This is a genomic window from Methylotuvimicrobium buryatense 5G (assembly GCF_000341735.1).
Classification (GTDB): Bacteria; Pseudomonadota; Gammaproteobacteria; order Methylococcales; family Methylomonadaceae; genus Methylotuvimicrobium; species Methylotuvimicrobium buryatense.
Map to the genome: position 1 here is coordinate 1,436,581 of NZ_KB455575.1, position 13,734 is coordinate 1,450,314.

11 protein-coding genes are annotated in these 13,734 nt (G+C 48.3%); 3 read left to right on the forward strand and 8 right to left on the reverse strand.

The annotated features are described in order from the left end of the window. Positions 1-4: 4 nt before the first annotated feature. Complete coding sequence (locus METBU_RS0106445) at positions 5-1,183, reverse strand: ISAzo13 family transposase (RefSeq protein WP_017839834.1); 1,179 nt, start codon at positions 1,181-1,183, stop codon at positions 5-7. 93 nt (positions 1,184-1,276) lie between these two features. Between METBU_RS0106445 and METBU_RS25180 the strand changes: the two genes are divergently transcribed. Then, a complete protein-coding gene (locus METBU_RS25180; protein ID WP_186005678.1) occupies positions 1,277-1,909 on the forward strand; it encodes a transposase in 633 nt (210 codons plus the stop codon). Between the two features lie 303 nt (positions 1,910-2,212). Here the strand turns inward: METBU_RS25180 and METBU_RS0106455 are convergent, their stop codons facing one another. From METBU_RS0106455 to METBU_RS0106490, 7 genes are all read right to left on the reverse strand, one after another. Then, complete coding sequence (locus METBU_RS0106455; RefSeq protein ID WP_017839836.1) at positions 2,213-3,214, reverse strand: NAD-dependent epimerase/dehydratase family protein; 1,002 nt, start codon at positions 3,212-3,214, stop codon at positions 2,213-2,215. Continuing rightward, complete coding sequence (locus METBU_RS0106460; protein ID WP_017839837.1) at positions 3,214-4,620, reverse strand: aspartate aminotransferase family protein; 1,407 nt, start codon at positions 4,618-4,620, stop codon at positions 3,214-3,216. The genes METBU_RS0106455 and METBU_RS0106460 overlap by 1 nt, the downstream gene beginning before the upstream one ends. 669 nt (positions 4,621-5,289) lie before the next feature. Then, positions 5,290-5,625, reverse strand: coding sequence for a hypothetical protein (locus METBU_RS0106465; protein ID WP_017839838.1), 336 nt, complete (start codon positions 5,623-5,625; stop codon positions 5,290-5,292). Positions 5,626-6,311: 686 nt separating this feature from the next. Beyond that, positions 6,312-7,178 carry a universal stress protein gene (locus METBU_RS0106470; protein WP_014147815.1) on the reverse strand — a complete coding sequence of 289 codons (867 nt, stop codon included), beginning with the start codon at positions 7,176-7,178 and terminating at the stop codon, positions 6,312-6,314. Continuing rightward, on the reverse strand, positions 7,178-8,671 hold the full coding sequence (locus METBU_RS0106475) for a SulP family inorganic anion transporter (RefSeq protein WP_017839839.1): 1,494 nt from the start codon (positions 8,669-8,671) through the stop codon (positions 7,178-7,180). Before METBU_RS0106475 ends, METBU_RS0106470 begins: the two co-directional genes overlap by 1 nt. 233 nt (positions 8,672-8,904) lie before the next feature. After that, entirely contained in the window at positions 8,905-9,432 is a 528-nt protein-coding gene (locus METBU_RS0106485) for a hypothetical protein (protein WP_017839841.1), read from the reverse strand. A gap of 48 nt (positions 9,433-9,480) precedes the next feature. Beyond that, entirely contained in the window at positions 9,481-9,915 is a 435-nt protein-coding gene (locus METBU_RS0106490) for a MarR family winged helix-turn-helix transcriptional regulator (RefSeq protein ID WP_014147812.1), read from the reverse strand. A 796-nt stretch (positions 9,916-10,711) separates the two neighbouring features. On the opposite strand from METBU_RS0106490, the gene METBU_RS0106500 reads away from it, so the two are divergent. Further along, a complete protein-coding gene (locus METBU_RS0106500; RefSeq protein ID WP_017839843.1) occupies positions 10,712-13,339 on the forward strand; it encodes an MMPL family transporter in 2,628 nt (875 codons plus the stop codon). 33 nt (positions 13,340-13,372) lie between these two features. Then, the gene (locus METBU_RS0106505) at positions 13,373-13,729 is read left to right on the forward strand and encodes a copper resistance CopC family protein (protein ID WP_017839844.1); all 357 of its coding nucleotides are present in this window, start codon (positions 13,373-13,375) and stop codon (positions 13,727-13,729) included. The last annotated feature ends 5 nt before the right edge of the window (positions 13,730-13,734 follow it).

A 13,734-nucleotide genomic window follows, 5' to 3' on the forward strand; every position in this document is an offset into this window, starting at 1 on the left:
CAACTTATAAATTTACCGCTTCAGGTATGGCGACATAATTCCATTGCCTCAGATGCTTATCAAATACAATTCGCATGGATTCTTTAAAGCCCTCCACAACTTTTCTGCCCGTTTCATAAACCTTGTTAAAAATACAGGCAAAGACTTTTAATCCCGCTTTTGTTGTTGTCTTTTCAATTAACTCTTTCATAAAGACATGGCTGATTAAAATCATGCCGGATAATTCACGAGTAATATGAGGAAATACCCGGTGCTCGATGGGATTCCATTTAGAGGTGTACGGAGGATAATGCGCTATCCGTATTTCAATGCCTATTTCTGCCACTAATGCCTGCAAATCCTGTTTGAAAATATAGTGTCTGGATGAGTTACTGCCACCGCCATCCATCAGCAATAAAATGGATGTTGCCAGCGGATAGTAGAGGTTGCCATAGGTGTACCACCAGTGACGAATCGAATCACAGGAAAACTCGCTGGTGTCACAGCTTGTGCCAATGTTGACGTAGGCTTCGTTGCGCTCAGTGTCATAAAGCGCATGAGGTACGGCAACGCCTTCGGCTAATGACGGAAAGTCATGATCATAAACTTCAACTGTTTGAGTGGTATAGACCTTGCCATCGCGAAACAGATTACCAATCAGCTCCTTTTTCTTGGTATCCACGCTGATGACAGGATTTCCCGCAGCCGTATATAAAGCTCTCAATTGACTGATATTCTCAAATTGCGCATTACGATTTACATGCCCGCCAGCCGCTTTCTTTTTCAAGGCCTTACGCTTCACATAATCATTCTTTTTTAATAATTTTCTGACAATATTGCGACTGACTTTGAAACCCTTTTCAGCCAATAGACAGGCCATTTTGGCACACGTCAAATTAGTCCATTTTTTCGTTTCATCCATCGGGTCGCCTGCCGTATGCTCTTTTAAAATAGACAGAAACGCGTCATTAATATCCGTGTGTTTTTTAATAGTTTGTTTTCGACCTCCGCCCGCTTTTCTATCTCGTTTTTTGGGGATAATTGCCTTCTCTTTCAGTTCATTTATCCCTCGTCGGATGGTATTGCGAGAACAGGAAAACAGCTGAGCAATATAGCTGATGCCGCCATAAGGAAATTTTAATGCTTCAACCCCCGCATACAAACGCTTATCTTTTTCGGATAGACGGTCGAACACTTCTTGCATTTGTTTTTCAATTTCTATTGGGTAAGCAGGCTTCACTATAAGTTTTGGGGTAATGTTTTAGGTTCGTTAACTTTACCGCATTGCAACGACTACTTGCTCAAGTTATTTCGTGCTCATTCCTTAGTGGTTTATCGGCTGCCGCAAGAGGTCTACCGGAAGCGACAAAAAGCGGCGATTAAAACGGCCAAACGCAAAGGCCGCCGGGCGCGCTTGTCCTACTTGAAATTTCTCAAGTATAGCTTCTTCATGACCAACGTCCCCGCCGATGTTTGGCCGAAAGAAGCGTTAGGTACCCTGTACCGCTTGCGTTGGCAAGTCGAATTGACGTTTAAACACTGGAAATCGTTGTTCTGCATCGACCTCTTGAAAGGCACGCGTCCGGAACGTATCCGATGTCTTCTCTATGGGCGTCTGATCGTCATTCTGACCGTGCAACGGTTGCTCGCGCTGGCTGCACGGCAGGCGGAAAACGAAGGTCGCGAACTGTCTTTTGACAAAGCTATCCAATGGTTGTTGCGACAGGATCGGTTTTTGAAAGCCTTTGTCGAGCGGCAGTTCGACACGCTGATGCGTAAGCTGTTAGGTAACCTGCGAAGGCTGCTTAAAGCCAAGCGAAAGCGGCGCACGACTCGGCAATTGATTGCACAACAAGTAGGATACTTGGACAGCTTCTCAGACTCGTCGGAGGAACTCGATAACGGTTTAGCTGCGGGGAGCTACGCTTAGCTTGATGCGTATGGGTTGCAAACCCCGTCCTGCTAGGGATATGCTGGTTTTTGGCCTTTAGCTGAAGAAACTTGCTAATCAGGAAAATTAATATCGAATAGCAATAAGTTCGGAAAGAAACTATACCTTTCGCACTTCAAATTCCGGCAGTGCCTGAGGCGTCGCCGGGGTGTGCAGCAAAGGCTTTGCCAGCATGGAGCTGGCATAGAGCCTACAGGGGCGTATTCACGGCGTTCTTTGACGGGCACCCCGGCGCCGAATTTTGATCTGCGATGAGTATAACAAGTCCAGATCTGCGAACTTTTACAATAATTGCCCTTTAACCCATTCGATCGATTTTTCGATACCCTGGTCGAACGGCACCGCAGGCTCAAATCCCAATCGGCTCCGTGCTTTATCGATCGAAAAGTCCTGATGAATACCTAGAACTTGCACAGCCTGTCTCGATAACAAGGCTTGCGTTTGCAAACCGGTGACGCCTCTGACATGACGGTAACCGCTTTCCAAAAAATGTCCCAGCCTAAAAGCTAAAGGATACGGCAAACTGATTTTTCGATAACGCGAGCCAAGCCCCAATGCAATATGATCGACAAATTCGGCCCAGGTGACCGAACTCGCATCCGAAACATTAAACACTTCGCCAAAGGCGTTTTCATTGAACAGCGTCAACTCGATCGCATCGATGAGATTGTCTATGTATGTCAAACCGGCACATTGCTTACCGCCGTCAATCAACAACATGAAGCCCGATTCGACCGCTTTCGCGATTTCGCCGACCAAGGTTTTCGAACCGGGCCCATAAATCGTTGCCGGACGCAAGATCGTATGCACCACTGAACTTGCCGACACCACACCCTCGGCTTCTTTTTTGGTTTCGGCATACCAATTCGCAAATTTTTCCACCGGTCGATGGTCTTCCGACACCCCTCTTTTTCCGGAATGACCGTAGACATCGGTCGTACTGACATGAATAAAATGACTAATTCCGCATTTAGCCGCTTCCTTGACCAAGACACGGGTCGCCCCAACATTCGCGGTTTTGATTTCATGCACGGTTCCCCAATCCGAAACCAAGGCCGCACAATGAATCACGACATCGCAACCGGTTAACGCCTCGCCAACGAAACCGGCATCGGTTAAAAATCCGCGCTTGAGCTCGACTTGCGGCCGCTCGAGACCCAAGGCGTTGGAGGTCGGCCTTAGCAGGCACACCACCGAATGACCTTGGCTACACAAGCGCTCAACCAAACGTTTGCCGACAAATCCCGATGCGCCGGTCACGGCGACTTTGAGGCTCGGCACCATCAATCGCCTCCCTTGATCGTCCGCTTTGCGATTTGATAAATCGTCTTCCAGTTTTCGCTGCCGACTTCCTGGCTGTTACGCAAGATCGTCTCCATCGCATTCAGGAAATGATCGACTTCTTTTTCGGTGATCACCATCGTCGGCAATAGTTTGATCACATCGTTATGGCCGGATGCCATCGTGATGATCTGATGATCGCGGTGTAGCGGAATCACAATCAACTGCGGGAACAAACCGGAGCTCGCGGCATGAATCAATTTCCATTCCATTTTACTGCGTAGCGAGTCGGGACAACCCAGTTCGAAACCGATCATCAGGCCCATGCCGCGTACGTCCTTGAGCAGCGAATAACGCTCTTTCAGCCTGTTCAAACCGTCCATCAAACGTTTGCCCATCGCATCGGCATTCTCGACCAATTTGTCGTTTTCCATCACTTCGAGCGTCGCGAGCCCCGCGACCATCGCCAAACGATTGCGCGCATACGTCGAATGATGCACATAACAGCGATCGAGCGTATTGAAGACTTTATCGAAAATACTTCGCCGCGAGATCATCGCGCCGACCGGCATGTGACCGCCGCTCAAGGCTTTTGCGACCAAAACGAAATCGGGCTCGATACCCCAATGATCGAGCGCGAACCAGCGCCCGGTTCGTCCGAGCCCGGATTGAATCTCGTCGAAGATCAAGAAGGTACCGTATTTACGGCACAGGCGCTCGACTTCTTTGAAATAACCGTGGCTCGGCATCGTCACGGCGCGTCCCTGAATCGGTTCGACGATGAACGCCGCGACGTCCCTCGCGCTCAATTCTTCTTCGAGCCGCTCTAGATCGTTGAACGGAACTCTATAGCAGCCCGGCAATAGCGGACCGAAACCTTTGCGGAAATACTCCTCGCTCGATACCGACAATGCACCGTAAGTCAGGCCATGATAACCGCTCTCGCATGACAACAGACGGTGACGCTTTGATGCCGCACGCGCGAACTTCAACGCCGCCTCGACCGTTTCAGTACCCGAATTCGTGAAAAACACGCGGTCCAAACCGTCCGGTAAGCGCTTGCACAGATTCTCGGCCAACAAACCGGACAAGGTCGAATGATGAATTTGCACGCCGTCCGGCAAGTTCGAATCCAACGCCTTGATCAAAGCGCGATTGATCGCGGGGTGATTGTGCCCGAGGCTCGCGAAACCTTCGCCGCTGTGCATATCCAGATAGGCCTTGCCTTCGTTGTCGTAGAGATAATTCCCCTCGGCTTTCGCATAATGCTTGTTGAAGCCAAGGATATCCATCACTTCGACCAGTTTCGGATTCATATACTCGCTGGCCAAATCATAGCTGTGTGTATGGCGTTCCTCGTATTCGCTTAGAAACTTCATGTCGATATCCCATACATTTGAATCGCTCACATTCACTCCTCAATCGTTTTATTATTAAAAATAATATTCAATTTAACCAAGATAAATCATTCCACTATGAAGACCATAAAGAATAAGAAATTAATTCCAAGCGCGCCAAGATTTTTCGCGAAAGCTGAAATGGGGTCCGTCCGATTTCAGCAGCGAAAAATGACTTGGCGATTATTGCCTTCGGCGGCCCCGATTCGCCCTGCGTCCGTGCCACTACGCCACATCATCGTATACTCGATGCGGCTCCGTAGCACTCCCACAAATGGCTTTACGCCGTGTCGCGATGCCTTGTATTTTGCCTCCGCCTGCGCTATTCGCGCAGACTCCGGCAAAACACCCGGCGCTACGGCTATCGGGGACTAAAAATCTTCACTTCGCTAACGCTCCGTTTCCAAGATTTTCAGCGAATGACTTATTCTACCCATGCAATTCATTTTTCTCCCCTAAAAGGTTATTCGCAATTTTAGGACTAGCCTTTGAAAGACTTCATGAACTTCAAGTGCTTCATGGTTAAATTGCCGAATTTAACTTTAATTCTAACAATACAACATAGGAGATCGCTTGATTCATCCGAAACTATCGACAAACCGGATATTGTCGTCTATTAATCTTTCATAGCTCTTACAAGAAGCTGCTTCCAGCTTCATTTAGCCCCCCCTCTCTACCCGCCTATTCCGGAATGAAAGTTGTCGCGTTACCGGCAAAAGTCAAGGTCAATTCGTGCATCGCTCGCTTGCAAGCGACATAGAGCAGATTTCCGTCAAACTCGGTCGCATAATTCATTTCGGAAGCGTCGGGTACGATTTCCCGCGTGGAATTTTTTTCGGCATGATCCATCTCCGCGCGTCTTTCCCAGAGATAGGTCTTTTGTTCCTGAATGTCTTCGGCATAGCTCCTGACTCGGGCGTCGATGCTTTGCAAGGCATCGCCGAGTTTGGTTTTGACTCGTTCGAGATAGGTTCTTTCAGCTGCTTCGGTAGGATTGAATATCGACGGATGTATCATGACTAAAACTGTGGTGATTCGAATGACCGCGGATCGATTTCAGCCAAACGGACTTTATGCGATTGATAATTCTTGCGGCGGAAATCGACGATGACAGACCGGTAGATTTTTCGAGCATCTTAAGAGAATGAAGGTCTAAGGCGTCATTGATACGTCTGAACTCAACATGAAAAACTTGAATATACCCATCGTAGATCAAATTTCGGCAACGGGGTGACCGTCAAAGGACGCCGTGAATACGTCCATGTAGGCTCTGTGACAGCATCCCTGCTGTCAAAGCCTTTGCCGAACACCCCGGCACCTCCATAGGCCAATGCCGAAATTTGAAGTGCGAAAGGTATAATTGTTTTTCCAACAGCACCTTGAATCGGGTTATTTCCGCATCAGACAACATAAACACCTCAACTTGAGAGCCTCAAAATAAAAGTTCACGTTACGCATTAACCCTACTTTATTACATGGCTACAACTAATCGTCATTACGGACTAAATTGCCGTAATCTTAGCAACAAAAATAGCCCGAAGTAGCCACCCATTCTTCATCAGTATCCCAATCTTTGCCGATGCAACCTTGATGGCATTTATTTTTAGCCAACCTTCATGCCCTCGAAATCGCGATCAGAGGATCGCTCCCACAGAACATGAGCCCCCTTGAAGATCTGACGTCTTTCCTCGCCCCTCGCCTGTTTATCTCAGCAACAACAACGGCTTTTTGCTATGCAGCAGCATTTTCGCGGTAAAACTGCCGAGCAAGAGATCGCGTAACTTGGTATGACTAAACGCGCCCATCACGGTCATATCGATATCATGGGTTTCTTGATATTCGCAGAGTACCAAATCGGGTTTTCCTGCCAGTTTTTGTGCAACCACTTCGATACCGCCAGACTGCTTCAGTTTGTTCTCGGCGATTTCGAGCAATTGTCCCTTACCGTCGTCCTTACTGACACAGACTAGATGACAAACCAAGCCTTTATAGAGCGGGCTGTTGGCAACGATATCCAACGCTTTTTCGGCCGCCGAGCTACCGTCGTAGGCGAGCATGATACGCTCAGGCGCTTTGAACGACTCGTTGACGACCAATATCGGTCTGTGTAGCGAACGAATAATCGATTCCAGTTTCGCGCCGATCTTGTCGGGCTGGTTTTCATGCACCTTGCCGCGAAGGCCGATTACCAAAACGCGCGTCACATCTTCCAGTTCGATCAAGGCCTCGACCAAACTGCCATGCCGTTGAGTTAGAATCGGATCGCTGGCGCCGGCCTGTATCACGCGCTGTTTTGCATGCTCCAATAATAATTTACCTTGCTGCAGACGCAACTTGATGCGTTGCTGGTCCAATCGAGTAATTTCCTCCAACAATTCGTCGCGGCTGTCCAAACCGATATTGCCGGACAGATCGGACATTGTCGCGGTTTCGGGATGATGATCGATCGTGTGTAATAATTTCAGCGGCACTTCGACGCGCTGCGCGATCCAGGCCGCGTAATCGCAAACCGCTTCGGTCAACGCCGATCCGTCGATACAAGCCAGCACTCTATTTTCGTTATTATTCATTAGTGTCCTCCCATGATTTTTTCGATTTCTTCCGGCTTGTCGTGTACGCCGAACCGGTCGACAATCGTCGTGGTCGCTTCGTTCATGCCGATAATTTCGACTTCAGCACCTTCGCGCCGAAACTTGATCACGACCTTGTCCAATGCCGTGACCGAGGTTATATCCCAGAAATGCGCGCGATGTAAATCGATGACGACTTTTTCGGCTGCTTCTTTGAAATCGAACGATTGGATGAATTTTTCGGCTGAATTGAAAAACACCTGCCCGACCACACGATAGATTCTGACGCTTTGATCTTCGTCGATTTCAGATTCGACATATAGAAAATGACTGATCTTGTTCGCAAAAAACAGCGCCGCCAACAACACGCCGACAAACACGCCGATGGCGAGATTGTGCGTAAATACCACTACGATCACGGTCATGATCATAACGACACTGCTCGATAAGGGGTGTTTCTTCAAATCGAGTACCGAACGCCAACTGAAGGTACCGATCGACACCATGATCATTACGGCTACGAGCGCGGCCATCGGGATTTTCGAAATCCATTCGTCGAGAAAGACAACCATGATCAGCAGCAGTGTACCGGCCACCAACGTCGACAGACGTCCGCGACCGCCCGATTTGATGTTGATCACCGATTGTCCTATCATCGCGCAGCCTGCCATGCCGCCGAGCAGACCCGAACCGATATTGGCCAAACCTTGGCCTTTACATTCGCGGTTCTTGTCGCTCCCGGAATCGGTCAAATCGTCGACGATCGTCGCTGTCATCAACGATTCGAGCAATCCCACCACCGCCAAAGATGCAGAATAAGGAAAAATAATTTTCAGGGTTTCAAGCGTCAATGGAACTTCCGGCCACAAAAATATCGGCAAATCGTCGGGCAGCTCACCCATGTCGCCGACCGTGCGGATGTCCAATCCCAAATAGATCGATAAAGCGGTCAATGCGGCGATGCAGAGCAACGGCGACGGCACCGATTTGCCGATCGCCGGAATCAACGGAAACAGATAAATAATCCCTAATCCGCCCACAGTCATGGCGTAGACATGCCAGGTCACGTTGGTCAATTCCGGCAATTGCGCCATGAAGATCAAAATCGCCAAGGCGTTGACGAAACCGGTTACGACCGAGCGCGACACGAAACTCATCAGACTGCCGAACTTGATGTAGCCGGCGACGATCTGCAGCATGCCGGTCAATAGCGTTGCCGCTAACAAATATTGCAGTCCGTGATCCTTGACCAAGGTCACCATCAACAGCGCCATCGCCCCGGTTGCGGCCGATATCATGCCGGGACGGCCGCCTACGAACGCGGTCACGACCGCAATACAAAACGAGGCATAGAGTCCGACTTTCGGATCGACGCCGGCGATGATCGAGAATGCGATCGCCTCGGGAATCAGTGCGAGTGCAACAACGATGCCGGCCAATAAATCCCCCCGGATATTGCCGAGCCAATCTTGTTTTTTCGATAAAAAGAGCATGGTATTCCTGTCAATACAAAACCGTCGACGGCCGGTCCGACCGCCGAATGAAAATTAGGAGAACAAATATGCTCACTCCAATCCCGTATCCTGCCCTGTTTACGAGACGAAAAGAGCCTTCGAAGGCTGTGAGCAAATGTGGAGTGGTTAAGAAAATCAGGGAAAACGCTAAGGTGGCGTATGTGTATGAGTCATCGAGAATAAATTTAATAGTGTAGGAATCCGGTTTAACTTCATAGCGTCAACCAAAACAGCAGTATCGCCAGGCCGACCAGGTAAGCAGCCGTCAGTTTAATTTTCTGTTCCGGCAATAACGCCTGCCAATAAGCTAATTTATTTCTTTTGTATTTGAGCCAGGCTGCGTAACAGCTTCTTTTCAAGCGCCGGACAATACGCGGAAATGCGCGGACGAAACGATAAAATCCATACATTCCGATCAACAAAACCGCATTGACGATAATTGTCTCGCTCTGATGGTGATCGGTATGCAACAGATGTTCGAGTATTTCTTCGATATAGCCTTCGATAAACTCGATTAGCAGATGAAGAATTTCAAAAACCGAATGCACGATTTCGACTGCAAAATCCAGCAGGTCTTCGAAAAAAAACAAAATGATAAACAACCAAAAAAACTGCCGAGCGACTCTTGCGAGCATTTGCCGATCGCTTTCGTCGGGCGATGCCGGAGCGGGCTTTTTAAATAAACCGACTATCCATCCGTTAGTTTGCGATTTCTTCAGTTTTTTAATGAAATCAAACACAATTTGCCTTTGATGTTATTGCCGCGCGTTACGGCACCGAAGAGAATTTTAGGACATATCGGGTTCTTTGCCGCAAATAGCCCCTTTAACCCGGCACAATAGCCGAATGACCAATGCTTGCTCATCCGGAGTCAATGCGCCTAACACCTCGGCTTCAACCCGGTCGGCAATGTCCCACAATTTTTGCATGACCGGCAATGCATTTGCGGTCAACTCGAGCCGATAGACGCGCCGATCATCGCTGTCTTTGATGCGACGCACCAAATTCCGCGCTTCGAGTTGATCGAGCTGCTTGACCAGTGTGATCGGTTTGATATCGAGAATATCGGCCAAATCGACTTGTCGGCAGTTAGGGTTTTCGGACAAATGCACCAAGACCCGCCATTGCGAATGAGTAATACCGATAATTTCGGCATTTTTATTAAACCGCTGACGAATGACGTGACTGATTTCGTAGCTGAGAAAGCCGAAACGAAAATGCATATAGATTGGCTTTAATATAGTAAGCGAGGGGTATTATATTTGATTGGCTCAAACGCAACAAGTGCAAATTCGGTTAAAAACAATCCCGGCGGTGAAGCAGAACACTCAATATCCTTAAATGATCAAGCAATATCAATCGCTGAGGAGCACTAAAATCCTGACAACAACCATGCTTATAGATTATCAAAAAACATGCCGTCACATTTTTACCCATACTTGTATCATTTAGCCTAAATACAACAATATTTTGCATAATGCCAACAGCGTTACTATAATCAATGCCTAACTTTGGTTTCATGGGCCATTAAGTTAAGTCGTCATGTAACAAAAGATTGCCGAAATTCAGACCATAAAGGTGCACTTAATACAGCCATCCGTGGCAACTGGTTCCGGCAATCCATGACGGAATGACGGGTTTCCGATACTTCTGCGGGACGGGTTATTTAACCCGTCCCCAATGTTTCGGTTTACCCTAAACATTTCGGCTTACCTCGGCCAAAGTCTAAACGTTTAGGACGGGGTTGCAAACCCCGTCCCGCTAGATCAAATGCCTAACTTTGGTTTCATGCCGATAAGCGCGTCCTGTTACTCGAATGAATGACGCAAGGGGGCTTGACGGTCGAGTTCCAGATACCACATGAATAATGCCTTTTCCGCACCTTTATGGCTCCATTTTCGACACGAAGCAAGATACGGTATTGACTTAATAAAGCCGCCTGACACGAAAGCATTACAAAACACATTGTAAACCTGCACTCTTAAACCGACATTCAACAAACTATCCACCTTTAAAACCATGGCAAAACATACCGCAACGATACAAACCCGCTTGCTCGAATCCATAGCAAAACTTCCTTTGCGTTTTCCTTGGACTCTGTTGTCGTTGTTTGTTTTGTTATGCGCTCTGAGCCTGAATTACACGATCAAAAATCTCGGCATCAACAACAACACCGCCGAGTTATTGTCACAAGAACTGCCATTTCAAAAAGTCAGACTCAAACTAGAGCAAGCATTTCCGCTCGATGCCGCCGCGATTATTGCCATTGTCGAATCGGACACGCCCGAAGAAACTTCTCTCGCCGCCACATACCTAGAACAGGATTTGCAAACGAGGCAAAACCTATTCGAATCGGTTTATATTCCTGACGACAATCCGTTTTTCCGGCAACAAGGTTTTTTATTTTTGGAATTGGACGAACTCGAAGCCTTATCGGAAAAACTGGTCGATGCACAGCCGTTTATCGGCCATCTATCCAAGAATTATCATTTCGCGGGCTTTCTGGACATTCTTTCGCGGGCACTAACAGAAAGCGATCGCGATGTAACGATGCCGATCGACCCGTTATTGAACGCTTTCAATCAAACGATATCCGCAACCCAAGAAAACCGCCATCATTATTTATCTTGGCAAAAAATGCTGACCGAAGACAGCTTCGGAAAAGACCAAACCCGTCGTCTCGTCATTGCAAAACCGCATCTCGATTTCAGCGATTTGATGCCGGCAGAAAAACCGATGGACTACCTCAGAGCGCTTTCCGAACAAATGCAATCGCGATTTCCGGGCGTGCGCCTGAGCTTCACCGGCGAAGTGGCGTTAGAGCACGAAGAAATGGAAAGCGTGAACGAAAGCATGGTCATATCCGGAATTATTTCGTTAATATTAGTTTGCTCCGCGCTTTGGCTAGGGCTTCGCTCGGTAAGATTGGTTTTCTCGACCTTCATCGCATTGATCGCCGGACTCGTCCTAACCGCAGGTTTTGCTGCTGTCGCCATTGGCCACTTGAATCTGATTTCGGTCGCATTCGCGGTTTTGTATATTGGATTGGGCGTCGATTTCGCGACCCACCTATGCTTGCGTTATCAAGAGTGCCGTCTGCATGCCATGCCCACCGATGCAGCCATTTCGGATAGCATTCATACAGTAGGCCCGTCATTGTTTTTATGCGCCTTGACGACCGCGATCGGCTTTTTCGCATTCGTACCCACCGACTTCAAGGGCGTTTCGGAACTCGGTATCATTTCCGGCGCCGGCATGTTTATCGGCTTGGCGATTTCACTGCTTCTGCTGCCCGCCTTGTTGAAATTAATGCGTTTCAAACCGATAAGCGCGAAGCCGACCGCAACACTGCCCGATTGGCTCTATCGGTTTCCGTTCCGCCATTCCAGGTCTATCCGCAAGATCGCATTGTTATTGGCGGTCGCTAGCGGCTTTATTTTGACGCAATTGACTTTCGATTCGAACCCGATTCATTTACGCGATCCGAAAACGCCGTCGGTTGTGGCTTTTAAGAAACTGCTGCAAAGCAAAACCGACTCGCCATTCATCATTTCCGCACTCACCGACAGCCTAGAAGACGCCGACAACCTAGCCGCAAAATTCAGCACCTTATCGAGCGTTCATCAAGCAATCACACTGAGCAACCTAGTCCCCGAACAGCAAGACGAAAAACTCGACATCCTCGATACGCTCAATTTGATCATGCCCGCGCAACTCGATCGATTCGACCGCGCTTACGAAAAATCGGATATCAGAAGCGCTTTGATCCATTTCGACCAATCGCTGCAACAAGCCTTGTCGCAAAAAGCCACTCCGGTTTCGGCCGAATTGCTTGAACGACTTCGCCGCAACATTCAAGCTTTCATCGACCATGCCGACAAGGCCGAACGCCCCGATTCGGTCTATTCGCAACTGGAAACCAATGTGATGATTTTATTGCCGGAAACGATGCGTATGTTGCGGGATGGCCTGACCGCTACCGAATTCGCAATCGACGACATTCCCGAAACTGTCAAAAGCCATTGGATCAGCCCCGACGGCATCGTCCGACTACTGGTTTTACCCGAACAAGACCTTAACGACCCGAATCATCTAAAAGTATTCGTCAATCAAGTACTCGATACCTATCCGCAAGTATTCGGCTTGCCGATTGGCGACGTCACTTCCGGACAAGCCGTCGTCGACGCGTTCATCCAAGCCTTTTCGAGCGCACTGATATTCATTGTAGCGCTGCTACTGATTATCACGCGCAGCATAAAATCGACGTTATTGGTAATCGTGCCGCTACTGCTTGCCGCGCTACTCACCGGCGCATTCAACGTCCTACTGAACAATCCCTTTAATTTCGCAAACATCATCGTCTTGCCTTTGCTGTTGGGGATGGGCGTCGACAGCGCGATTCATATCGTGCATCGACTACAACACAAACACAGCAATCAAACCGACTTGCTGCAATCGAGCTCGGCGCGCGGCGTGTTTTTCAGCGCATTGACCACGCTGTGCAGCTTTACAAGCCTGGCGTTTACGTCGCACTTGGGAATCGCCAGCATGGGGTTATTGTTGTCGATCGGCATTACGATGACCTTAGCCAGTAGCTTGATTGTTCTACCGGCGTTAATTGACACAAACAAACAGAAACGATCCTAATCATTTTTTATTTCTAAAAACTTTTTAAAGCTAATGTTTAAACACTTTTTTCAACTCGTTTTCTTATTGTTTACCCTAAGCTTAGGCGATGCTTTCGCCCATGCCGTGGTCACCGAAACTTCTTTAAAAATAGATCCGGTTCAGACCGGCAAGAGCAGCAAAGTGTCTCTGATCTTTAACTCCAGAGTCGAACTGGCTTTATCACATTTCGACCTGGTCAAAAAAGGCGATATCCACGAAAGGCTAAAGGTTGATCGAGGTCAAAAACGGGGAGAAGTCATCGTCGAGCTTCCTGCACTGGATCCCGGAGAGCATGCGATTCGGCTCAAAGTATTCGCCGCCGACGGTCATTTGACCGAAGACATCATTCATTTCTTTGTTGTCGAATAAGGATT